Origin of the sequence: Pedobacter chinensis (assembly GCF_003339865.1) — a bacterium.
Classification (GTDB): domain Bacteria; phylum Bacteroidota; class Bacteroidia; order Sphingobacteriales; family Sphingobacteriaceae; genus Pedobacter; species Pedobacter chinensis.
On record NZ_QPKV01000004.1, the window covers coordinates 186,719 to 211,077 of the forward strand.

At 37.8% G+C, this 24,359-nt stretch carries 16 protein-coding genes; 9 read left to right on the forward strand and 7 right to left on the reverse strand.

Going from position 1 to position 24,359, the window contains the following annotated elements:
• Positions 1–431: 431 nt before the first annotated feature.
• Together DU508_RS11135 and DU508_RS11140 are read right to left on the reverse strand one after the other, a co-directional pair.
• The gene (locus tag DU508_RS11135; RefSeq protein ID WP_115403329.1) at positions 432–2,966 is read right to left on the reverse strand and encodes an ABC transporter permease; all 2,535 of its coding nucleotides are present in this window, start codon (positions 2,964–2,966) and stop codon (positions 432–434) included.
• Positions 2,959–3,648, reverse strand: a complete 690-nt coding sequence (locus DU508_RS11140; RefSeq protein WP_115402895.1) for an ABC transporter ATP-binding protein — start codon at positions 3,646–3,648, stop codon at positions 2,959–2,961. Before DU508_RS11140 ends, DU508_RS11135 begins: the two co-directional genes overlap by 8 nt.
• An 83-nt stretch (positions 3,649–3,731) precedes the next feature.
• Between DU508_RS11140 and DU508_RS11145 the strand changes: the two genes are divergently transcribed.
• Complete coding sequence (locus DU508_RS11145; RefSeq protein ID WP_233509496.1) at positions 3,732–4,430, forward strand: arylesterase; 699 nt, start codon at positions 3,732–3,734, stop codon at positions 4,428–4,430.
• Positions 4,431–4,692: 262 nt separating this feature from the next.
• On the opposite strand, the gene DU508_RS11155 is transcribed toward DU508_RS11145, so the two are convergent.
• On the reverse strand, positions 4,693–5,643 hold the full coding sequence (locus DU508_RS11155; RefSeq protein WP_115402896.1) for a helix-turn-helix domain-containing protein: 951 nt from the start codon (positions 5,641–5,643) through the stop codon (positions 4,693–4,695).
• 119 nt (positions 5,644–5,762) lie between these two features.
• Here DU508_RS11155 and DU508_RS11160 point away from each other — a divergent pair, with 119 nt between their 5' ends.
• The 5 genes from DU508_RS11160 (at position 5,763) to DU508_RS11180 (ending at position 14,846) form a co-directional block, all read left to right on the forward strand.
• The gene (locus tag DU508_RS11160) at positions 5,763–8,789 is read left to right on the forward strand and encodes a SusC/RagA family TonB-linked outer membrane protein (protein WP_115402897.1); all 3,027 of its coding nucleotides are present in this window, start codon (positions 5,763–5,765) and stop codon (positions 8,787–8,789) included.
• 11 nt (positions 8,790–8,800) lie between these two features.
• A complete protein-coding gene (locus DU508_RS11165) occupies positions 8,801–10,315 on the forward strand; it encodes a SusD/RagB family nutrient-binding outer membrane lipoprotein (RefSeq protein WP_115402898.1) in 1,515 nt (504 codons plus the stop codon).
• Between the two features lie 186 nt (positions 10,316–10,501).
• Positions 10,502–11,974, forward strand: coding sequence for an ankyrin repeat domain-containing protein (locus DU508_RS11170; RefSeq protein WP_115402899.1), 1,473 nt, complete (start codon positions 10,502–10,504; stop codon positions 11,972–11,974).
• 4 nt (positions 11,975–11,978) lie between these two features.
• Positions 11,979–12,464 carry a DUF2271 domain-containing protein gene (locus DU508_RS11175; RefSeq protein WP_115402900.1) on the forward strand — a complete coding sequence of 162 codons (486 nt, stop codon included), beginning with the start codon at positions 11,979–11,981 and terminating at the stop codon, positions 12,462–12,464.
• Positions 12,465–12,656: 192 nt separating this feature from the next.
• A complete protein-coding gene (locus DU508_RS11180; RefSeq protein ID WP_115402901.1) occupies positions 12,657–14,846 on the forward strand; it encodes a PepSY domain-containing protein in 2,190 nt (729 codons plus the stop codon).
• 1,247 nt (positions 14,847–16,093) lie between these two features.
• On the opposite strand, the gene DU508_RS11185 is transcribed toward DU508_RS11180, so the two are convergent.
• From DU508_RS11185 to DU508_RS11200, 4 genes are all read right to left on the reverse strand, one after another.
• A complete protein-coding gene (locus DU508_RS11185; protein ID WP_199562695.1) occupies positions 16,094–17,095 on the reverse strand; it encodes an FAD:protein FMN transferase in 1,002 nt (333 codons plus the stop codon).
• Positions 17,096–17,279: 184 nt separating this feature from the next.
• Positions 17,280–19,682: a TonB-dependent receptor gene (locus DU508_RS11190; RefSeq protein ID WP_115402903.1), complete on the reverse strand. Its 2,403-nt coding sequence runs from the start codon at positions 19,680–19,682 to the stop codon at positions 17,280–17,282.
• A 150-nt stretch (positions 19,683–19,832) separates the two neighbouring features.
• Positions 19,833–20,936, reverse strand: coding sequence for a sensor histidine kinase (locus DU508_RS11195; RefSeq protein WP_115402904.1), 1,104 nt, complete (start codon positions 20,934–20,936; stop codon positions 19,833–19,835).
• Positions 20,937–21,176: 240 nt separating this feature from the next.
• Positions 21,177–21,893 (reverse strand): LytR/AlgR family response regulator transcription factor, encoded by a 717-nt coding sequence (locus tag DU508_RS11200; RefSeq protein WP_115402905.1) that lies wholly within the window; start codon positions 21,891–21,893, stop codon positions 21,177–21,179.
• Positions 21,894–22,406: 513 nt separating this feature from the next.
• Between DU508_RS11200 and DU508_RS23820 the strand changes: the two genes are divergently transcribed.
• The 3 genes from DU508_RS23820 (at position 22,407) to DU508_RS11215 (ending at position 24,233) form a co-directional block, all read left to right on the forward strand.
• Positions 22,407–22,556 carry a hypothetical protein gene (locus tag DU508_RS23820; RefSeq protein ID WP_158542158.1) on the forward strand — a complete coding sequence of 50 codons (150 nt, stop codon included), beginning with the start codon at positions 22,407–22,409 and terminating at the stop codon, positions 22,554–22,556.
• A 107-nt stretch (positions 22,557–22,663) separates the two neighbouring features.
• A complete protein-coding gene (locus DU508_RS11210; protein ID WP_115402907.1) occupies positions 22,664–23,839 on the forward strand; it encodes a TlpA family protein disulfide reductase in 1,176 nt (391 codons plus the stop codon).
• A gap of 139 nt (positions 23,840–23,978) precedes the next feature.
• Positions 23,979–24,233, forward strand: a complete 255-nt coding sequence (locus DU508_RS11215) for a hypothetical protein (RefSeq protein WP_115402908.1) — start codon at positions 23,979–23,981, stop codon at positions 24,231–24,233.
• Positions 24,234–24,359 lie beyond the last annotated feature (126 nt).

Below are 24,359 nucleotides of genomic sequence, written 5' to 3' on the forward strand. Positions count from 1 at the left end.
TCTATACCCCATGGTTTGTGTCTCACAGACCATTTATTGATTTCGTTATATTGCCATAGAACGCATAGTAGCCCTCATCATTTTTGTGAAGCAATCTGTTTTATGCTTCAATGATAATGTAGCAGAATGGATTGCTTCGTCGTTTCTCTTCGCAATGACGATTAGACTGACGAAGTTTCCCTAACCGCAAACCTAACGAAACTTCGTAAGTCAGCACCAACCTTTTGAAACGCCCGTCATTGCGAACTGAAGAAAGGATATGTGAGGTGGCGTGAAAGCAATCTTTCTAATACTAAACGATTGCTACAACAAAATAGGTTGCTTTGTCGTTTCTCCTTACAATAACGTTGTGGAGATGAACCACTTGAGGTATGGTCATGAGTTAAATTGAACTACTACTTACCTAATGAGCCAATGAACTAATGAACCAATTACCCTTCAGTTCTTAAAATTTTCAACGGTGGCTGGTTTAAAATACTTCTTGTACTCAAAACGCCGGTAATAACCACAATTAAGACCACAGACACGAAAAGCCCTGTTGTAGGTAAAAATGGCGGTACAAAGGCTGCATCGAAGCTGAATTTAGCCAGCGCCCAGCTTCCACCAAGAGCGAGAATTAATCCTGCACCAGCAGCAAAGGCCCCTAAAAAGAAATATTCAATGGCATTAATGGCCAGAATTTGTTTTCTGCTGGCACCTATTGTTCTGAGTAAAATACTTTCTTTTATCCTTTGGTTTTTGCTGGTCAATACTGCCGATATTAATACTATCCATCCTGTTACCATGCTAAACCCTGCCATAAACTGGATAACGAAACCGATTTTATCCAACAATTCATCCAATAGTTTCAGTATAAGATCTAAATCAATTACTGATACATTCGGGAAATTTTTAACTACTTCGCCCTGAAATTTTGCCGATAATTCGCTTGTTGGAACCCGGGTCATTAAAACATGAAATTGTGGTGCTTCTTCCAAAACCCCTGCAGGGAAGACTACCCTAAAATTAGTCTGCATTCTACTCCAGTTAACTTCCCTCAAACTACCAACAACAGTAGGGATCATCATTCCCTGAACATTAAAGAGGATTTTATCATTCAGGCCGACATTGATTTGTTGCGCATAACGCTGATCCAAAGAGATATAAACTTTTTCGTTGGGTTTTATCTTTCCAATCCATTTGCCATCAACAATTTTTTCTGCAGCTGTTAGTGTATCCTGATAAGTTGCCCGGATCTCATTTCGATACGCCCTGCGATTGTTGGTATCTGCACTTGCTTTTTTGCCGTTTATTTCCTCAATGCGCATGGTAATTACCGGAACCTGATTCATTAACGGTAAATTAAATGACTTTGTTAAGCTATCTATTCTTTCTTTTTGAGTGTTCTGGATATCAAACATAACCATGTTTGGTTGATTGCTTCCTGATGAAAGCGTTACCCTGCTCATCAAAATGCCCTGAACAAAAAATAATGTACAAATAAATGCCGTTGATAACCCAATCGAGACCGTTAACATGAGGGTTTGATTGTTTGGGCGGTAAAGATTGGCAAATCCTTGTCGCCATAAGTAACTGGAAGATTTTGGTAGCAGTGTTTTAACCAAAAACATCAGCAGTTTGGAAAGAATAATCAACAGGACAAAAGCTACACCAATGCTAATGGCAAAAGCTAAGGTTTGCGCCCAGGTTTTCATTTGCAAATGTGTAAATCCAACTATAAACGCCGCCATTAAAAGATAAACGATCCAGGTTAAAAGATCTCTTTTACCTCCTGTTTTTTCAAAGGAAATGCGAATCGCATTTAACGGGGAAATTTTTCTTACCGATAAGAGTGAGGGCAATGCAAATAAGATGGAAATAATTAAACCCAATAAAATCCCTTGTCCAACCGCAGGCCATGAAACCTGCATGGTGATTTCCACGGGAAGGAAATCCTTTAAAACCAGTGGTAATAAGAATTGAATCCCGGTTCCGAGAATTGCCCCGAGTATAGCTGCAATCAGTCCGATGAAAAATATTTGAATCAGGTAGATAAAAAAGGCATGCCGGGATTTTAACCCCAGGCAGCGTAAGGTAGCGATGGCGCTTAATTTTTCCTGAATGTAAACATGGATGGCACTACCTACACCTACACAACCCAGCAGTAAAGCGATAAAACCCGATAAGGCCAAAAAGCGGTTTACATCTTTAAAAGATCTTCCGGTTTGTTCCTTTCTGGATTCAACCGTATCAGCGTCAAAGCCTTCTTTTTCGAGCTTAGGTTCGTTTTTTCTTACCCATTCATCAACACCAGATGGATCATCATAACGGAAATAGAATTTATTATTGATTCTGCTTCCTGTTTTAATCAGGTTTGTTTGAGCAAGATACTTTAAAGGAATGTAAACAATGGGTGCCACACTTGCCGCTATTCCATTTTGCCCAGGTGCCTTATTTAAAGCGCCTGATATTTTAAAATTCAAATCGCCAACCTTAACCGAATCGCCAACCTTTGCATTAAACTGTAACATCAGGGTTTGGTCAACCAAAGCGTTTCTGTCTTCCTGAAAGTGATCGGCTGCGGCTACAGGAGTGGTTTCTATCGATCCGTAGTAAGGATATTTTCCTTCCAAAGCTTTCATCTGTACCAGCCGGCTTCCACCATCGCTTTGAAAATAAATCATCGAGGCAAAGGTTTTTTCCTGCGACCGCTCATCGCCCAGGCTATCGAGCATTTTTTGCATCGCCTTGCTCACACCTTTTCTGCTGTCTAAAACCAAATCGGCACCGGTGAGTTCTTTAGCCTGAGCATCAATATCCCGTTGCAGGTTATCTTTAAAGGAATATACAGCCACTAAGGCTGCAATACCCAAAACAATGGAAGAGATGAAAAGCAAAAGTCTCGATCGGTTCTTTCTGCTGTCTCGCCATGCCATTTTAAATAGCCATGAAAATTTGATGCTTTGCTTTAGGCTGGTATTAGGCATAACTTGGATTTTCATCTGATATAATAATGCCGCCTTTAATTTTTATTGTTCTGGTTGTTCGGGCAGCGAGTTCTAAATCGTGGGTTACAATAACCAAGGTTGTTCCGGCATCTTTATTCAGGTCGAAAAGAAGCTTAATTACTTTCTCACTGGTTTCTGCATCAAGATTTCCGGTGGGTTCATCGGCAAAAAGAATAGCGGGTTGGTTAGAAAAAGCCCTTGCCAGAGAAACTCTTTGTTGTTCGCCTCCTGAGAGTTGTACGGGATAATGATGCGACCGATCTGCTAAGCCTACTTTTTCCAATAACTCCATTGCCTGCGCTTTAATGTTTTTAGCGCCTCTCAGTTCGAGGGGAACCATCACATTTTCCAGTGCGGTAAGTGTAGGTAAAAGTTGGAAGTTTTGAAAAATAAATCCCACATATTGATTGCGCACGGCTGCACGTTCATCTTCATTCAATTTTTCGAGCGCGATTCCTTTCAGTTCAACAGTGCCACTGCTTGCGCGATCCAAGCCCGCACATAAACCTAATAAAGTTGTTTTCCCACTTCCTGAAGGACCAGTTATGGCAACCGTAGAACCAGCTTCAATAGAGAAATTAATCTGGTCAAGAACCGTAAGTTCTCTTCCGGCACTTTGGTAAATTTTGCTTACATTTCGAATGTTTAAGATACTTTCCAAATTTTTGAATTAAAGGGTTTGTATATGGATTTTGCCAAACATAACATGGCTTTGCCTGTTAAGATAATGGTTTTTAATTAGAGATGGAATTAGATATTATGTTACGAAAACGATTTATGGGGCTATTTGTTTTGGCTTTGATGTTTGCTGCATGTGGAAACAAACAAAGTGACAACAATGAGGAGAAAACTTTAGATTCAGCTGACGAAAGAACATCAACCAATACCGGTCAAAAGAAAAATATTCTCTTTTTTGGAACCAGTTTAACTGCAGGTTATGGTCTTGACCCTACTGAAGCTTACCCGGCTTTGATTCAAAATAGAATAGATTCGCTCAACCTGCCCTATAATGTAATTAACGGAGGTTTAAGCGGAGAAACATCAGCAGGTGGTAAAGGAAGGATTGACTGGCTGCTAAAACAGCCTGTAGATATTTTTGTATTGGAACTCGGAGCAAATGACGGGCTGCGTGGTTTACCTGTAAAACAAACCATTAAAAACCTGCAGGATATCATTGACCGGGTAAAAACAAAATACCCTGATGTAAAATTTGTATTGGCAGGAATGCAGGTTCCACCAAATATGGGCGCTAAATATGCTTCAGACTTTAAAAATATCTTCCCTGATTTAGCCAAAAAAAATAATATGGTTTTGATTCCATTTTTACTGGATAAGGTTGGAGGGATTCCAAGATTAAATCAGGATGATGGTATCCATCCAACAGCTGAAGGGGATAAGATTTTAGCAGAGAATGTTTGGGCGGTGTTGAAGCCGTTGTTATGATATAAAGAATTGCTTTGAGAAGCTAATCGTAAACGATTAGAAAGCTTGAAAGAAGGTGGAAAGATTTTTATTGAAAGATGTGACGAGCGTTGAAGCATAAACCATCATATTTACAAACGAGGCCTGGAAGGATTTTGAATATTGGATGGATAATGATGAAGAATCGGAGAAAAAAAATCAGAGAATTATTAAAAGAGATTAAAAAGAACTCCATTTCATGGCCCGGGAAAACTAGAGCCTTTAAAACACAATTTAAAAGGATTCAGCAAACTATTGCCAACACCAATTCTTCAAAAGCAACAATCAAATCTTCTAAAATAAACAGCAGATATAGTTTGCCAGCCTTGAATTTTTTTGGTAAAAAACCATAATATTTAAAAAAGTTAGCGCTAAAATTCGAAGAATTTTTATAGCCTAAATCTGCCGCTACCTGGCTGATTGGCATTTTATCCTTTGTGAGCATTTTTTTTGCCATCTGCATTTTATAATCGTTCAGGAAACCAAAAACAGTTTGGCCAAAAATGAGTTTGAAATACTTTTTTAAATAGTTTTCATTCGTCCCCGCTTGTCTGGCTAAGCCCGCCAGCGATAATGGCTCTTTTAAATTACTGATCATGATTTCTCTAGCCAGTTTGATTGGTTCAATCATATGCGCAGGAACCTCAAATGTTTCGATGTTTTTATTCAGCTCATTAATCTGATGTTCAATTGAACAAAGCAATTCAATGATTTTGGCTTGTAAAAAAGCAGATTTTATTTCGTTTTCGTAGCTGCAATCAAACATACTGCTTAAGATGTTGACCATGTTCACATCCATTGACATTTGTTTGTTCAATGCGATGGATTCGGTAAAAGTTTTGAATTTTTCCCTATTTAAACGGATAAAAAAAATATCGTCGTTTTGTTCTGTATGATTGATGAAAAAACGATAACTGGTCTCCTCACTTTCACTTAGAATAAAATATTGCCCGGGCAGTAGCAAAATCTTATGATTTTTGCCATCAACTTTCGTTACTGCAGAATTGCTGACAAACATGTAGAATTCTTCAGGAACAACCTTAATGCTATACATGTAAAAACCCTCAGCCTTGATATGTACTTTTCTTAACAGCGCACCATCAATATTTAATTCTAAACTTTTTGAATCGCTGCTCATTCTGTGAACAGGCATAAAATTGATTGTGCTATCTGCAATATTTCCGTTTGAGCGCATAAAATTTCCTTTATCGGGTATTTTGAGGTTATTGATAATGATACTTTTGCTCCAAAATTACTATTTATTTAGACTATATATAAATAACGCAGTAACAAAATCATTAGCATTTTAAATTTATGAAGAAAAACTTACTTATGTTTTTCTGTGCCATTACGCTTTCCTTATTCGCACAAGCACAGAAAATGACCATTAAAGGGAAAGTGATCGATGCCGAGCAGAAACCACTTGCCGGCGCGAGCGTGTTTGTTGCAGGAAAAAATGAAAGCGTTTACACCGATAAGGACGGTGAATTTTCTATCGCTGCAAACAGTGGAGATAAATTATCGGTAGCCTATGTTGGATATAAAAGACAAACCATTCTTTTAACAAGTTCGAGCAATAATATTCGTGTAATATTGGAAAACGAAGAAAACCAACTGGCAGAATTGGTGGTTACAGGAGCATTGGGTATTAAACGATCGGCAAGGGAATTGGGCACAAGTACTCAAACAATTAAAGACGACTATCTTAATCAGGGAAAAACGATTAATCCCTTAACAGGATTAACGAGTAAAGTTTCAGGTTTGCGGGTTAATATGTATGATAGTAAGGTAGATCCGCAAATTCAGATTGTGATGAGGGGCTCTAGATCTTTAAACCGTACAAAAAATGAGCCTATTTATGTGCTGGATGGTGTTCCTGTGCCAACAATAGGTCGTATCAACCCAAATGATATTGAAGAAATCACGGTTTTGAAAGGTGCTAATGCTGCAGCCTTATATGGCTCTGAAGGTGTGAATGGTGCAATCATGATCACCACTAAGCAGGGCGCAAAAGGAAGAGGCAGGGTTACTTTCTCCAACACAACCACTTTCTCAAAAGTGATGATGTTGCCGCCAGCTCAAAATACTTTTGGCCAGGGCGTAAATGGGGCTTATGTGGCCACACAGTATGAAAGTTGGGGGCCAGCATTTGATGGTACCATGAAAAACTTTGGATCTGTGTTGCCTGATGGTAGCCAGCCACAAGCATTATACGCTGCCCCAACTAAAGACAATCGCCTCGATCTTTTTGATACGGGATTAAACATGCAGAATGATTTGTCGTTTTCGGGAGGTGATGATAAATCAACATATTTTCTGTCTGTTCAGGATGTAACTATTAAAGGAATTATTCCTGAAGATGAAAGTAGAAGAACAGGAGCGAGGTTTAACGGGACGAGGAAATTCGGTAAGCTGAATACTTCTTATAATGTAAATTACGTGCTTTTTAATAAAAATACCACGCCAGATGGTCCGTGGATTACCGCTTATCAATTACCAGCGAATTTCGATTTTACCACGATGAGGAACTGGCAGGATAAAAATTCTACAGCCAATCCCGCCCATTTCTTTACCGATCAGCAAAAAAATCCTTATTTCCAGATCGACAACTATCGTGATGATACCAGGCAACAAACCTTAAATGGAAAAATTGAACTGGATTATCAGTTTACGCCTTGGTTTAAAGCACTGTACCGTTTCGGTTATTACTCAACTATTGCTGAAACCAGGAGCACCGTGGGGAAATTTGAAGGCATCGGTCAAAGAAATGTTAATGGTTCAGTCAATGATGGATCTGATAATTTCAGAAAAGTCAACAGCGATTTGATTTTAAACTTCAATAAAGATTTTGGGAAATTTACAACACGTTTATTATTAGGTCAAAACTTAAGAAGCGATTATACCAAAGCGCATAATCTGAGTTCTGCAAATCTTTTATTCTCTGATCTTTTTAATCAGGGAAGTGCGTTGGGTCAGCTGGCTGGGAGAAGTGCCATTACCAAATTTCGTTCATTGGCCACATACGGAGAGTTTACTGCAGGCTACAATAATTATCTGTTCTTAACCCTTACCGGGAGAAATGACTGGGTTTCAACGCTAAGCAAGGAAAACCGTTCATATTTTTATCCGGGAGTAAGTACTTCATTCGTTTTCTCTGAAGCCATTTCATCTCTAAAAAACAGCAAACAGCTTTCCTTCGGTAAGATTTATGCCTCATATAACAAAACAGGAAACAATACACTTAATCCTTATTCATTAAATAATCCTTATAGCCAGGCCAATGGTTTTCCATTTGGTAACCTGGTAGGTTTTTTACCCGGGTCAACCTTCCCAAATCCTGATATTGAGCCCGAATTTGTAACCTCCTACGAGGCGGGTATTCAATTGGGATTGTTCAATAACCGTTTAAACTTTGAAGGTGCTTACGTTTTCTCCGATTCGAAAGGACAAATTTTTAATGCCACCACATCTCGTGCCACAGGTTACGCAAGTGCAAGAGTAAATGCAGGAAGGTTAACCAATAGTGTGGTTGAGTTAAATTTAAACGGAGATATTATCCGCAATGCGAACTTTAAGTGGAATTTGGGCTTTAACTATACTTATATCAATAATCAGGTTAAAGAGCTTTTTGAAGGTTTGGAATCATTCAACATTTTCCGTCAATCGTATGCCAATATTGGTCAGGCCTACCCGAGTTTGCAGGTTAGCGATTACAAAAGGGATCCGGATGGAAATGTGATCATCAATGCTTCCAATGGAAACCCTGTTGTAGCTACCGATCCTGTACATTTGGGTACAATGGTGCCTCCCCATCAAATGGGGTTAAATACCATGGTAACCTATAAAAACCTAAGCTTAGGTGCCCAGTTCGACTGGAGAATGGGAGGTTGGTTATATTCGGAAATTGTGCCAAGAATGTACACAGCAGGAACACATCCGGCTACCGTTGAATTTAACAGGCAGCCATTTATTTATCCAAACTCTGTGATTGAAACTTCTCCGGGTGTTTTTGTTCCAAATACTTCCGTTTTGTCGAGAGGTGACAAGGCTTTTTGGCAAGCGCAAGGTGCTGTACAAAGTAACACTGCTGCAAAATCTGATTTTTTCAAAATGCGTGAACTTAACGTAACCTATAATTTGCCGGCAAAATTATTAGCTAAACAAAATGTGATTAAAGAGGCTAGAGTAAGTTTTATCGCAAACAACCTTTTCCTGATCAGGCACAAGGACAACACTTATGGTGATCCGGAATATTTATATAATGATACTGATGGTTACATCAGTTTCAGACAGGTTCCGCCGTACAGAACATTCGGTTTTAATGTTAATGTGGTATTTTAAAGATTAAAAAGATGAAAAGAAATTTAAGCATATATCTATTTGCAGCACTAATCAGCATTGGTTTTAGTTCCTGTGAGAAATTTTTGGATGTAAACGATGATCCAAACAATCCGGTTAACCAGAATTTACCCTTAAGTGCGAAATTGCCCGCTGCGCTTTTGAGCACGGTAAATCAAGAGGCTATCCAATTGAATCAATTAGGCTCTTTTTGGGGAGGTTACTGGGGCACCAATAGTGAAGGAATCAATCAATACTTTAAGGAAAAAACTTATGATGGCCCATCAATCAGGCACCAGAGAGATGGAATTCCAATATGGGAAAATGGATTTCAAAACCTGCTTTATTATCAATTGATTAAAGAACAAGGCCAGGCAGAGGGAGCAGGTTATTACTCAGGAATTTCAAAAATCATGCAGGGCTGGACTTTTCTAAGATTGGTTGATATTTACAACAACATTCCTTTTGATGATGCTTTGCAGGGAACAAAATTTCCGACACCACGCTATGAGGGCGGACAAGTAGTTTATCAAAAATCGATTAATTTAATTACGGATGGAATAAATGAAGTGAAGGCCGCTGGTACCGATGCAACCATTGCAAGAGCTGATATTATTTTTAACGGATCGAAGCAACTATGGGCAAAATTTGGGAATACCATCAAATTAAGAGCGTTGATTCGCCAAAGCCAAACCAATAATCAGGCCTATATTGCTGCCGAAATTCAAAAAATACAGGCAGAAGGAAGTGGTTATTTAGAGTTAAACCAAAACGCGACTTTAAAACCAGGTTATGAAAATACCGCTGGAAAAATCAATCCTTTCTGGGAAACCTATTACCGCAATGTTCAGGGGGCAACAACAGCAGCTTATGATAACCTAAGGCCTACAAGCTTTTTAATTGATCAGTATAAAATGCGGAATGATCCACGCATGGCAAAAATATATCAGGCTGTGGCTGGAGATTATAAAGGAGTGCTTTTTGGAAACCCAACGGCCAGTGCTGAATATAACAGGGCGGCAACATCTGCACTTCGGGGCCCGCAGGAAAATGGAAATGCCGCTGCTGGTCTTTTAAAAAGTGCTTTGCAACCTTTGGTATTAATGGGCTCATTTGAGAGTTTGTTTTTGCAAGCTGAGGCAGCACAAAGGGGATGGATTGCCGGAAGTGCCAAAACATTTTATGAGCAGGGTATTCAAGCCTCATTTACCTATAATGAAGTTCCCACAGCCAGTTTTGCTGCTTATAATGCTCAGCCTTCTGTAGACTTTGATCAGGCAACTGATAAAATCAGTGCAATCATTACCCAGAAATGGCTTTCACTTAATAGCATTAATGGTATCGAAGCCTGGAGTGACTACAGAAGGCTGGGTTTACCTGCCATTCCTAACTCTTTAGGGGCGCCATCGCCGGCAGCAAGGCCACTTCGGTTAATGTACCCGGAATCAGAAAGACAAACCAACAATGCCGAGGCTTCCAGACAAGGAGGCGACCAGGTAACGGTAGATAAAGTTTGGTGGAATAATTAATTGCCTTAATCAAAAACCGCTCGTTATATGATGAGCGGTTTTGTTATTTTTAATAAAACATCATCTAATTTAAATAAATAAAATATTTGATGCGTTATTTAGAATGATTCTTGTTAACTTAGCCGAAATTCTTTGGGCCTGGAAAAACCGGTCATTGAATAAATAATCAAAACTATTAGCTTAGAAATGAAAAAAATCCTATTCGCTGTTCTTGCAATGGCATCATTTACTGTACAGGCTCAAAAAAACATTTTTTTTGAACAGTCTTTCTGGAAAGGAAATACAGATTTAGCGACAATTAAAGCTGAGATTGCGAAAGGAAGCAATCCATCGCAACTTAATGCAATGTCATTTGATGCTTCTGTATATGCCATTAATAATGGTGCACCGCAGGAATCAATCTTATTCCTTTTGGCTCAACCAGGGAATGATGTAAATAAACTTACTCATGATAGCAGAACCTATCTTTTCTGGGCTGCATCGAAGGGAAATATTCCGGTAATGGAATATCTGTTAAAAAACGGAGCAAAAGTTAACATACAAGACAGCCATGGTTATTCTCCATTAACCTTTGCTGCGGTTGGCGGCCAAACTGATACCAAAGTATACGATCTTTTGATTCAAAAAGGCACTGACCTAAAAAAAGATTTAAACCATGATGGTGCAAATGCTTTATTAATCGCCATCCCTAACGATAAGGATTTTGCTTTAACAAACTATTTCGTATCAAAAGGTTTGAGTTTGAACAGTACTGATGCTGCCGGAAATACAGCTTTCAACTACGTTGCAAGAAGTGGAAATATCGATTTGATGAATAAACTCATTGCAAAAGGGGTAAAGTATAATGATAATGCAGTGATTATGGCCGCACAGGGTGGGCGTGGTACTGCCAATGGTTTAGCTGTTTTTCAATATTTAGAAGGCTTAAAATTGAAACCAACTGCAGTGGGCAGCAATGGCGAGAATGCTTTGTTTTACATTGCACGTAAACCAAAACAAGAAGAAGTGATCAATTATTTCCTCTCTAAAGGTGTTGATGTAAACCAGCCCGATAAGGAAGGCAATACTGCTTTTATTGCCGCAGCAGGTTCAAACAGAGATTTAGGAACGTTAGAATTGTTGTCAAAAAATGTAAAAAACATTAATCAGGCAAATGCCAAAGGTGTTTCAGCACTGGCTATGGCGGTTCGTGGCAATTCGGCAGAAATAGTAAAGTTTTTGCTGGATAAAGGTGCGGATATTAATGCAGTAGATAAGGATGGAAACAACCTGGCTTATTACCTTTTCCAGGCTTATAGCCCAAGGGGAATGGAAGATTTTAATGCGAAACTTAATGTTTTAAAAGATAAAGGTTATAACCTCGGTGCAGTACAACCAAATGGTAATTCATTATATCATTTAGCGGTTGCAAAAAATGATCTGGCACTGGTAAAACTGGTTGCAGATTTCAACGTTGATGTTAACCTGAAAAACAAAGAAGGTTATACCGCTTTACACAAAGCAGCAATGACTGCAAAAGACGCTGAATTGATGAAATATCTAATTTCAGTTGGTGCTAAAAAAGATGTGGCCACTGATTTTAAAGAAACACCTTACGACCTGGCAACAGAGAACGAATTTTTAATGAAAAACAAAGTATCAATCGACTTTTTGAAATAATATAATGAACAATATCAATAAATGGTGTCTGGCTTTTGTGCTGGTGTTATCCATACCCACACTGTCATCGGCACAAAAAACAACGAAGTATAAATGCATGGTGCAAATGACCAACTACGTTGGCGAGGGGGCATACATTGCAGTTTCTCTGATTGATGCGAAAGGCACTTACGAAAAAACACTTTATGTAATGGGATCGGATAAAAAATGGTACCCTGATTTAAAAGAATGGCACAAGGCATATAAAAAGAAACCTGTCAATATCAGTGGCATTACCGGAGCTTCTGTTACAGGTGGCGATAGAAGTGTTACCATTTTGGATATTGACGATACCAAGGTAAACAAAGGGTATAAGTTACGTTTCGAAACCGCTGTTGAAGACAATAAATATTATGTTAAAGATCTGGAAATTCCTTTAACCACTGAAGGTTTGGCTGCTAAAACGGAAGGTACGGGTTATATCAGGTACGTTCGTCTGAGCCCTAACTAAAGGCTTTTAACGTGAATAACAATATGGATTTATAACTGGCTAAGCCAAGTAGAGCATCTTTGTTCTGTTTAGTTCCAGCCTAACAAATTTTTCAAAAAGAAAGAAGCCTGTCCGGCCAGGACGAAAAATATAATTGAAACCTAATTATTTAAAGAAAAATCATTATTCCACATTCATAACTCACGTTATTTAATGACAATTTCAATATGGAGATACAGCCATCTTGCGCTGGCTGTATCCTCTTTTATTTTTATCACTCTTGCTTCGCTTACAGGGATAATCCTTTCCTTTAAACCGGTAACTGAAAAAACACAGCCCTACAAATCGAAAGATTTCAACACGCTTACTGTAGCAAATCTCATCCCTAATCTTAAAAAAGCTTACATTGATATCAGCGATGTTAGCATTGATGCGAATCAGTTTGTAATAGTAAATGGCACTGATTTGAATGATCACTCCGGTCATTTTTATGTCGATCCTAAAACAGGAAAATCATTGGGAAAGGTGGCTAAGGAAAACGAGTTTTTTCGTTGGACAACTACTTTGCACCGTTCGCTTTTTCTTCATGAAACGGGACGGTTTTTTGTTGGCCTTACTGCTTTTCTTTTATTTCTGATTGCCACTTCAGGTACGGTGCTTATTATTCAACGCCAGCGTAGTTTAAAAAAGTTTTTCGGCAAAATAGTAAAGGATGGTTTTGCTCAATATTATCATGTGGTTTTAGGAAGACTGATGCTGATTCCGATCATCATTATTTCGCTGAGTGGAACATATCTGTCACTACAAAGATTTGGTATCATTGCGGAGCAAAAAATCACACACAAGGTAGATTTTGACGGCCTGAAAACTTCTCCCGAAAAAAAGACAGCTGATTTTGAAGTTTTCAAAAGGATCTCATTAAATAATCTTCAGGCCATAGAATTCCCTTTCTCTGAAGATGTGGAAGATTATTATACACTCAAGCTGGATGATAAAGAAATCACTGTAAATCAAATTACCGGAGATATACTGACCGAACAAACTTACTCCAAAGCAACTTTGTTTAATCACTTAAGTATGGATTTGCACACGGGAAGGGGGAGCGCGATTTGGGCAATTGTTTTGGCCATTGCCTCAGCAAACATCCTGTTTTTTATTTACTCCGGCTTTGTGATCATGTGGAAACGGAGATCCGGCCGCATCAAAAACAAATACAAATCCGATCAGGCAGAGTTCATTATTTTGGTAGGTTCTGAAAATGGAACAACTTTCCGTTTCGCAAATGCCGTTTATGAGCAACTCTTGAAAAATGGAAAAACAGCTTTCATGGCCGAAATGAACAGCTATCAGGTGTTTCCAAAAGCAAAACAGCTAATGGTGTTTGCAGCAACTTATGGTCAGGGCGATGCCCCAACCAATGCCTCAAAATTTAAATCCCTGTTAAAAAAATACAAACAACCAAATACCGTTGATTTTGCCGTATTGGCTTTCGGTTCACATGCCTATCCAGACTTTTGTAAGTTTGGCTATGAGGTCAATAATGCCCTGTCACACGAGGATTGGGCAAAACCATTGCTCGAAATACATACAGTAAACGATCGTTCGCCTGAAGAATTTACCCGTTGGGCAACTTTGTGGGCACAAAATTCAAATATTGAGTTAACGCTGCTTACCAAGCTTTTAGAAACGAAGCCCGTTAAAACACAGCAATTTGAGGTCGTGTCTAAAACTGTATCCGCTCATGCGGAAACTTCATTCATCATTCGTTTAAGACCTAAAAAAAGAAAAAGATTTACCTCAGGAGACCTGCTTGCAGTATATCCGGCAAATGATCATAGAGAGCGTTTATATTCTATAGGTAAGATGGGCAAAGAGGTGCAATTAAGTGTTAAACTTCATCAGGGTGGGTTAGGTTCCAGCTTTTTACACCATCTGGAAGCTGGTCAATCTGTTAACGCATCCATTGTTCGTAATGAACATTTCCACTTTCCTGCCAAAGCAAAAACAGTAATCATGGTATCGAATGGAACAGGTATTGCACCATTTTTAGGGATGATCAGTGAGCATAGCGGAGGAAAAAACATTTATCTGTATTGTGGTTTTAGAAACCAGGATTCTTTTTCACTTTATCAAAATGCCATTAATACAGAAACCAATAAATTAACCAAACTGAACGTGGCTTATTCAAGAGAGGGAGAAAAGCAATACGTTAAAGATCTTTTATTGAAGGATGAGCCTTTGGTGTGCGAAACATTGAAAAGTGGTGGAGTAATCATGCTGTGTGGTTCGTTAGGCATGCAAAAAGATGTGATAGAATTGCTGGATGATTTATGCCTGCGATCTCAGCAAAAAAGTATCAGCTATTATCAATCAAGAGGACAGATTTTGATGGATTGTTATTAACCCTGAGCTCGATATTTATTTAATGAGAAATAGCCTGTCGTTTCGGTGGATCATCTCCGCAACGTCATGCGAGGAGAAACGACGTTGCAATCTATTTTGCTGCAGCATACGTTCAGTATTGGAAAGATTGCTTCACGCCACCTCACATATCCTTTCTTCAGTTCGCAATGACGAGCATTTCAAAAGGTTAGTGCTGACTTACGAAGTTTCGTTGGGTTTGTGGTTAGGGAAACTTCGTCAGTCTGATCGTCAATTACGAGGAGGAACGACGAAGCAATCTATTTTCTTTGGCAAATGTTCAGTATTGGAAAGATTGCTTCACGCCACCTCACATATCCTTTCTTCAGTTCGCAATGACGAGCGTTTCAAAAGGTTGGTGCTGACTTACGAAGTTTCGTTGGGTGCGGTTAGGGAAACTTCGTCAGTCTGATCATATTAAAATCATCATCACGAGGGTCTCTTTGCCATATAGAAATACAGATCAGATAGCTAAGGTATTCTTAAATGCCTCAGTGGTTCATCTCCCGCAACGTCAATTACGAGGAGGGATGACGTTGCAATCTATTTTGCTGTAGCATAACGTTCAGTATTGGAAAGATTGCTTCACGCCACCTCACATATCCTTTCTTCAGTTCGCAATGACGAGCGTTTCAAAAGGTTGGTGCTGACTTACGAAGTTTCGTTGGGTGCGGTTGGGGAAACTTCGTCAGTCTGATCATATTAAAATCATCATCACGAGGGGCTCTTTGCCATATAGAAATACAAATTAGATAGCCAAGGTTTAGATAGCTAAGGTGTTCTCAGATGTCTGAGGTGGTTCATCTCCCGCAACGTCATTGCGAGGAGGAATGACGAAGCAATCTATTTTCTTTGGCAAATGTTCGGTATTGGAAAGATTGCTTCACACCACCTCACAGACCCCTGCTTCAGTTCGCAATGACGAGCGTTTCAAAAGGTTGGTGCTGACTTACGAAGTTTCGTTGGGTGCGGTTAGGGAAACTTCGTAAGTCTGATCATATTAAAATCGTCATCACGAGGGGCTCTTTGCCATATAGAAATACAGATTAGATAGCTAAGGTGTTCTCAGATGTCTGAGGTGGTTCATCTCCCGCAACGTCATTGCGAGGAGGAACGACGAAGCAATCTATTTTCTTTGGCAAATGTTCGGTATTGGAAAGATTGCTTCACACCACCTCACAAACCCCTGCTTCAGTTCGCAATGACGAGTGTTTTAAGATCATCCAATTCTACAAATTCCGTTTCCACTTCTTTACCATTTTCTCACTAATATTATCCGACCGATAAACCTGTCCATCATCAGCAAACATAATGCAGCTAAATGCAGGAAACAAATTAATGAATTTAAGTCCTGCCTCTTTACCTAAAACCATTATGGAAGTACTAAAGCCATTCGCCATTTCGGCATCCGGACCAAAAACAGTGACACTGGTTAAACCCGTTGCCGGATATCCGGTTACCGGATTAATAATGTGCGAATACCTTTTCCCGTTAAAAACCACAAATTTTTCATAATTACCAGAAGTTACCACGGCACTGTTTCGTAAAGGTACGATAGCGAAAAGACTATCCTTTTGAAATGGATTAGTGATGCCAATAGTCCAGTTTTTACCTTTGGGAGGTTTACCCCAGGTGCTCATGTCGCCAGACCCGTTGACGATTCCAGCCTTAATTCCTTTGGCCAGCATCATATTCCGGCACCGGTCAGCAGCATAACCTTCTCCGAGGGCACCAAAACCAATTTTCATACCCTTTAATTTGAGGAAAATAGTAGAGTTCAAACTATCTAAAATGATGTTTTGATAACCCACTTTCTCCACTGATTTTTTGATGGATTCAGCAGTGGGCATCTCCGTCATGGAGCCATCAAATTTCCAGATCCTGTCCATGGCGGCGAAGCTGATATCAAATGCGTCACCAGTGATTTTTGATAAATGAAGTGCTCTTTTGGTCAGGTCAAATACTTCTTTATCAACTTTCACAGGTTTAATGCCGGCATTTCTGTTTACTTCCGAAATCTGGGTTTCAGGTTTCCAATCCGATATCAGGAATTCAATTCTGCTGATTTCAGCAATAACGGTATCAATATTTTGTACTGCAGTTTGAACATCTTTAGCAACAATGGTAATTTCGAATTTACTTCCCATTAAAAGGGTGGTTCGTTTTCTTAAAACCTGAGCAAAACAAGCATGGAAAGATAATAGGAGAATGACAATTAGTTTGATTTTCAAGAGAATGGATTTAAAGTGTTGATTGGTTCAAATTTAAGAAAGCTATTGCAGATTAAGACCAGGCAATCCGTCATCATGTAACCATAATTTCAATCTTTCTTAAATCGTACTACAAATACGTTTTGCAGCAAAAAGCCCCCAATAAAATTAATTTATCTGGGGGCTTTGAAAAATAGTGCTTTAATTAAAATTTATAAGAAAGCGTTGTCAAAAACTGACGGGGAGGGATTGGGTTTACACTATAATTTTCGTGAACGAAATAGTTCAATTCATTAGTGATGTTTGAAACTTTAGCAAGTAGTGAGAATTTTTTCCAGGTATATCCTGCAGAAAAATCTAGCGTGGTAAATGCACTTAAAGGGATTAATCTTAATGTTGTTGCATTTTTAGCATCATTCCATCCGCCATTGCGTTTTCCGGTATAAAAAGCAGAAGCACCAAGTTTTAAACCTTTAACCGCACCGTTTTGAAAAGTATAAAATAAAGTTGCGTTTGCAGTATTTTTAGTCGTGCCCACTAAACGAACATCCTCAATTATCCCTGTTACATCAGCAGTGTTGGTGTAACGCATATAGTTGTAGCTGTAACCCATTAAGAAGTTTAATCCTTTTGCCAGGTTTCCGGTGATGTCTGCTTCAAAACCATCACTGGTGGTCTCTCCGTTAAGCTCTCTAAATATTGAGCTGGTAGAACCATCTGGCATTATGGCAAACTGTGAAATATTACTGTTTATGATTTTATAGTAGGTTAAGTTTGCGGTTAGTTTACCACCGAAGAAATCATTTTTAACACCAGCTTCATACTGATCCACCATTGAAGGAGGGAGCGCATTGCTGTTCACATCGATGCCTGAATTGGGAATAAAGTTATTAGCGTAACTCACATACATTGATGTGGTTTTCAATGGTTGATAAATCAAACCCACTTTCGGAGAAAAGGCATCATCAAACTTGGTGGCGCCAGGGGTTGTTACACCTGTTTCTAAGTTTAGTGCTCTTGAGCTTGCATTTTTTTGATCAGTATAACGTAGACCTGCCAAAACTTTAAATTGATCTGTAATCTCCACTAAATCCTGAACAAAAGCACCGTACCTGTAGATTGGAGCAAGCGTTTGGGTAATAGCGAATGCTTCAGGCATAATGCCGGAACCGTAATAAGTTGAAGGATCGAAAAGGTTTACATTGCCATAATTGAAAGCGGTAATATTTGCTCCGGCAGCGGTTTTACCATATGCAAAAGAATTGCTGGTTACCCTTGATTGATCTGCATCAAGCCCAACCAACAATGTGTGTTTAATACGTCCGGTGTTAAAGCTGCCATTAATATTGATTTGTTGGTTGTACGTGTATTCCTGACTGATCGCTCTGGCCAGGTTTCGCGAGGCAATACCAGAAGCATTTGCCTGAATACGCTCAGAACCATAGTAGTTACGGTTATATGCCTGGAAAGATCCCAATATATTTAACTTCCAGTTTTCATTGAATTTGTGAGTAACATTGGCTTGTGCAGTTGCCGTATTGGTTTTATTATATGCCCATGGGGTGTTAATGAACTTTTCACGTCCATAGTCAACAATCTGGTTATTTACAGAGCCCACACCGAAATCAGGTGTGTAGTCACTTTTTAAATAATCTCCCTGAACCAAAACCTCTGTTTGATCGCTTATTTTATATAGTAACGATGGATTAACGTAGAAACGTTTCGATTTAACAAAGTCTCTAAAGCTGCCAGAATTCTCATAAGTTCCAATTGCCCTGAAAGCCAGTTTTTTTGAGATCGGACCATAAAGATCAACAGTAGGTTTATACTGGCTATAGCTTCCGGTTCTCATCAATACTTCTCCGCCATATTCAAATTTTGGTTTTTTAGTAACCATATTCACTACAGCACCACCAGTAACACCACCATAAAGTAATGCAGCACTACCTTTCAAAACCTCAACAGATTCTAAAGTACTCGCTTCCGGACTACCACCAATTGACGTTCTGGCACCGTTTTTAAAAATATTGTTTGAACCCAGGCTATAACCTCTTGAGTAGAAGTTCTCTCCAACGCCACCACGGTTAGCACCTAAAGCCACACCGTTCACATTTTTCATTACATCACCAAGGCTATTCGCTTGTTGATCGGTAATTACTTGTGTGCCGATAATTTGAACGGCTTGCGGAAGATCTCTTGGTGCAATAGCAATTTTACCAAGATTTACAGGTTTAGTATTTGGCGTTTTATAACCATTAATGGCCACTTCATCAAGTTGAGAAGAAGACTCTGCAATAGAAAAAGAAACACTGGCAGTTTCTCCTGCAGTTACAGAAATCTCTTTTTCCTGTGATGATACACCGATTGCTGAAACCCTTAACACATAATTTCCAGGAGAAACATTTTTAATCAAAAAGTTTCCTTTTTCATCACTCTGTGTCGTTTTTGTTGTGTTTTTAAGGCCAACACTCACAAATGCAGCGGGATTTCCATCGCTGGTTTGTATGGATCCGGATACCGATCCATTTTTCGATTGTGCGTATGCCGATCCCGTTAGGACAAGGAAAAGCATAGCCAAATTAAAAATCTGGGTAAATTTTCTATACATCTTATTTAGATTAATTCTTAGTTGGGGCAAAAGAAAGAAATTAAAATGAGATTAGAAAATTATTTTTAATTATTCTAAATAAGGATTGTTAACGTTAAAGATATTTAGACTCTCTTAAAAAAATAACATCAATCTATCTAGTGTTCTAAATCAGATAAGATATATTTTCGGAACTGATAATTTTAAATTGAAACAACCTGCCTGATCTGTGTGGTAATTTAATAATGCTTTTCCATTATAAACAAATTCCAGACGATCACTAAGATTTAAAAGGCCCGAATTTAATCCTGCAGGTACTTGTAGCGCTTTGCCCTTGTTTTTGCTGATCACAACTAAATTGTTCTCTTTATCTATACCAACTTCTATAATTGCGGGATTATTATGATCTGTGATATGTGCATGTTTAAAAGCATTTTCAACAATCGTTATCAATAGCAAAGGGATACTTTTTAAATGTTTTACCTCATTGGTATAATTAAACTGTACCTGCAGGCCTTCTTTCAACCGTAAACGGTAGATTTGAATTAATGCTTCAATATAATCTATTTCTTTTTCCAGATCGACAATGTCATTGGCATTTTCAATATCAGCGGTATAGCGCATTATTTTTGATAATAATAGAATGGAATCAGCACCATCACTGGCATTACTTTTTGTGGTATAATATATATAGTTAAGTGTATTGAAAAGAAAATGTGGGTTTATTTGGGCTAGAAGAAAAGCATTTCTGGCTTGAGCCAGTTTTTTCTCATTAATTTCACGCTCTATGGCCATTTCATTTTGTTGCCGCAAGGCAATTTCTTTTTGATCACGTTCTTTAACATATTGAATAAAAAAGTAATAGCCAGTACTGAAAATTATAAAATATGCACCCCGCCATGCATAAGAAATAACAAAAAGTTTATCAAACTGCAATTGCTTTTGAGATAGTACACTAGTGTATTTAACTAATAAACTGTCAATACAAAAAACGAAACCTATATAAATCGCAAGTGTAGAACAAATTAATAGGGGTAGTTTCCAGAAAGTTTGTCCTGGATATTTAAATGCAATGGGTAGAATTGTATTTGCAGTTAAATAGAATAAAGTAATATTAACAGAATAATGGATTAGATAATTTGGTAAGGTTCCAAAATATCCCTTAATCACACCAGCTAATACTGCGTCATATAAAATGAACAATAGCCAACCCAAACAATGAGCCTTAACCGTGCGTGAGATAGAATATACGTATTTTTTCGCGTTGACAATCATCGTTTGTAAGTTGTTAATCGTCCCAGTCGTTTTTTTTAAACAAGGTTAATAGGTTTCCAAAAAAACTATGAAATCTTTAACCAAACTTACTAAAAAGACAGTATTTGTTTTTAAGTCAAATAGAAGCCACTTAAAACAGAATGAGACAACAGATCCAACTACAAATAATACAACGATTACCACCTCTATTATTCAAACATTTTAATAACGCTTTCAAAGCTCTGGTTTAATTTGCCAGGGCTATTTGAAATCTTTGGTAACCAACCTCATCAATTCAGGTTTATAGCGTTCACTAACGGGTACTTTATAACTATTTATCATTTCTATAGTGTTGCCCTCAATATTGATTATCTTTTCAATATTAATAATATTTGCTTGATGTACCCTCAAAAACCGGGAGTCATGAGCGAGCCTTTCCTGTATGTTTTTCAATGTCTCAGTTGTCTCAAACTTTTCGGTATGAGTGATTAAGAAAAGCTTATGTCCATCGATATAAATCAATATAATTTCACTTCGTTTAACCATGTTGTATTTACCTTTCAAATTGCTTTTTACAAAAATCAAATCGGTGGTTCTCGACTTAATTTTTTTTTGCTCTTTTTCAATAATACTTTGTATGGTATCTATAAACCGTAACTTTTCAATAGGCTTTAACAAGTAGTCATATGCCTTAACACCAAAGGCATCCAATGCATATTTTGCAAATGCGGTAATGAAAATAATATATTTAACCCTCGGCTGTAATTTTCCCGCTAAATCTATTCCCGTAAGTTCAGGCATATCAATATCTAAGAATAAAATATCGATATCATCTGCTTCTGAAATTTCAGCAAGCGCTTTTAACGGTGACGTAAAGGTTTTAACCAGTTGTAAATCAGGTAAAATGGCCATTTTTTCAGCAAGTAATTCGATTGCAAAGTTTTCATCATCAACAATAGCACATTTGAGTTTAAACATATAAGAGGTTAAAGTTTAGAGGTTAGTGTTTAGTTTGGTAATTTAAGAAATTGTGTGTTATGCTAAAAATGTTTTTAATCCGATTTACTCAAAAAAAACAATCAGGTATATAATAGGCATATTTAAGCTGATAATATCCCTATTGGTGCTTTTTTTTTCCATTGAGTTTAATTAATCAATAAATTTAATTGATTACAACAAAACGCTTTATGATGAAGTCTTTTTTGAATGGCAGGCCCAATGCAAATCAAGTGGTTATTAAAATTACTCAAAGCACTGAAAGTTAAGGTAAATAGCAAAACGATAAATATAGCATTAGCTTCAGGAACTATTTTCCAAATAGGAACTTTTTATACACAGCCTCTTGTCTTTATAAGGTTTTGTAGAGAAGAGGGATCACACTTGCAAACGAAAAGCACCCAAAACGAGTACCGACGTACATCGGTATCGCTTAAATTGACTTTGTGTGAAAAGACAACAAAATTTTGAATAAACAAAGTTAAACTTAAAAAGATGAAACAAGGTAATTTACTCAGCAGAGCTGAGATGAAAAAAATTACAGGAGGTGTGGCTGATGTTTGTCAAGGACAAACAGGTAATGAACTGACCAATTGCCGATATAATGTATGTATGGCCGGCTGGGATTCAAGAGCTCATGATTAAAAAGCTAATGATGACAAAATTGATACCTGTTGTAGTATGAGCGGCAATTGCTAACTCTAAAAAAAGGCGGTTAATACTGACCGCCTTACTGATAAATATAAATATTTATGAAGATAATTTTTACAGGTATTTTACTGATTCTCGCCTTTTTTACCAAAGGCGAGGAAAGAAGTTTCATGGTCGAAGGTTTTATAAAAGGTAAACAAAGCTTTAAATATGCGTATTGTTTTGATAATGATTATAAAATCATTGCTAAAGCAAATATTATAAATTACGGTTTCTCCATTAATGGAAAACACGTCAATTATTCAAAGTTTGGTCAGATCCCATTAATAATAATACTATTGAGTAATGAAGAAGAACCAATAAACCCAAGGAAACTTTCAAACAGACAACACTATCATTGTACAGCCATATTGGCTAAGAAGATAGATATCATATATGATGGTGATCAAAAGATTTTTACGATTTCCGGTAGCAATGAAAATGAACTCCAGAACAAGTTTATGAAAAATTATGCTGTTTACAGGAATAAAAGAGACAGCATTTATCAGGTTATCGATTCCTATACAAAATCCAGTGAAGAAAAAGAAGAACTTAAGGTAAGGAGCGCAAAACAACTTTTTTTAAATACGGTGTATAACATGATTAAACTCTGTCAGGAAAATCCAGATTCTGAGGTTGCACTATCTAATTTTGCGCCGGTAATATATGAACAGCAAATTCGTGGAGATGTGGTAAGTGATATTTTTGAAGGATTTACCGAAAGACTAAAAAACAGTAAATATGGCATGGGATTGAAAAAGGACCTAGAAGATAAAATCAAAGCAGAGGAAGCAATGGATAATCCTTCTTACACTAAAGGTATGGTAATGCCGGTTTTCAAATTAAAGAATGATAAGGAACAACAAGTTGAATCTGTTGCTGCTTTAAGTAAATATACGCTTATTGATTTTTGGGCCACATGGTGTGTACCATGCCGCAATGAAACACCCAATTTAATAAAAATGTATGAACGTTTTAAAAAGCAAGGTTTTAGCATCATTACGATTTCAATAGACGATCAAAAAGATAAAGAAAAATGGATTAAAGCCATTAAAGATGATGATATGAAACGGTTTACTAACCTTTTCAATGGAGGAGATATAAGTGGTCTTGCCAAGGAATTAAAAATTGTAAGTATACCCACTAATTATTTAGTGGATATTAAAGGAGTAATTGTTGGCACAAACTTACGAAGTAATGAATTAACAGAAAAGCTTCAGGAACTATTTTCTAAATAGGAACTTTTTATACCCAACCTCTTGTCTTTATAAGGTTTTGTAGAGAAGAGGGATGACCGACGTACATCGGTATCGCTTAAGTTGACCTTGCGTGAAAGGACAACAAAATTTTGAATAAACAAAGTTAAACTTAAAAAAAATGAAACAAGTAAGCTTACTCAGCAAGGCTGAGATGAAAAATGTAATGGGAGGGTTGGTAAACCCAGATGGTAGTGGTGGAGACTTATGTGTGATTAGCGTAACTTATGCCAATGGACAAGTAGGAACTGGCGATTATGTAGCGCCAACAGATAATGGTAGCAGTTGGGCAAACAACTTATGTGTAGGCTGGATAACTAGCGGACAAGTGGCATCATGCCGTTACGACTGTGCACATGATGGTTTTGGAGTTTAATTGTCATATTCAACCAGCCTAATATTTAGGCTGGTTTTTGAAAATACAGATGAAGAAATATTTAACATACTTTTTATTGTTATGGAGCTTCTTGGCGGAAGCTAAAAATATGGTGCCCGAGATTGT

What these genes read in the sequence shown, in the direction of transcription:
- DU508_RS11135 (WP_115403329.1), bottom strand. Translation starts at nt 2,966, where the DNA reads ATGCCTAATACCAGCCTAAAGCAAAGCATCAAATTTTCATGGCTATTT.
- DU508_RS11145 (WP_233509496.1), top strand. Translation starts at nt 3,732, where the DNA reads ATGGAATTAGATATTATGTTACGAAAACGATTTATGGGGCTATTTGTT.
- DU508_RS11155 (WP_115402896.1), bottom strand. Translation starts at nt 5,643, where the DNA reads ATGCGCTCAAACGGAAATATTGCAGATAGCACAATCAATTTTATGCCT.
- DU508_RS11160 (WP_115402897.1), top strand. Translation starts at nt 5,763, where the DNA reads ATGAAGAAAAACTTACTTATGTTTTTCTGTGCCATTACGCTTTCCTTA.
- DU508_RS11165 (WP_115402898.1), top strand. Translation starts at nt 8,801, where the DNA reads ATGAAAAGAAATTTAAGCATATATCTATTTGCAGCACTAATCAGCATT.
- DU508_RS11170 (WP_115402899.1), top strand. Translation starts at nt 10,502, where the DNA reads ATGAAAAAAATCCTATTCGCTGTTCTTGCAATGGCATCATTTACTGTA.
- DU508_RS11175 (WP_115402900.1), top strand. Translation starts at nt 11,979, where the DNA reads ATGAACAATATCAATAAATGGTGTCTGGCTTTTGTGCTGGTGTTATCC.
- DU508_RS11180 (WP_115402901.1), top strand. Translation starts at nt 12,657, where the DNA reads ATGACAATTTCAATATGGAGATACAGCCATCTTGCGCTGGCTGTATCC.
- DU508_RS11190 (WP_115402903.1), bottom strand. Translation starts at nt 19,682, where the DNA reads ATGTATAGAAAATTTACCCAGATTTTTAATTTGGCTATGCTTTTCCTT.
- DU508_RS11195 (WP_115402904.1), bottom strand. Translation starts at nt 20,936, where the DNA reads ATGATTGTCAACGCGAAAAAATACGTATATTCTATCTCACGCACGGTT.
- DU508_RS11200 (WP_115402905.1), bottom strand. Translation starts at nt 21,893, where the DNA reads ATGTTTAAACTCAAATGTGCTATTGTTGATGATGAAAACTTTGCAATC.
- DU508_RS23820 (WP_158542158.1), top strand. Translation starts at nt 22,407, where the DNA reads ATGAAACAAGGTAATTTACTCAGCAGAGCTGAGATGAAAAAAATTACA.
- DU508_RS11210 (WP_115402907.1), top strand. Translation starts at nt 22,664, where the DNA reads ATGAAGATAATTTTTACAGGTATTTTACTGATTCTCGCCTTTTTTACC.
- DU508_RS11215 (WP_115402908.1), top strand. Translation starts at nt 23,979, where the DNA reads ATGAAACAAGTAAGCTTACTCAGCAAGGCTGAGATGAAAAATGTAATG.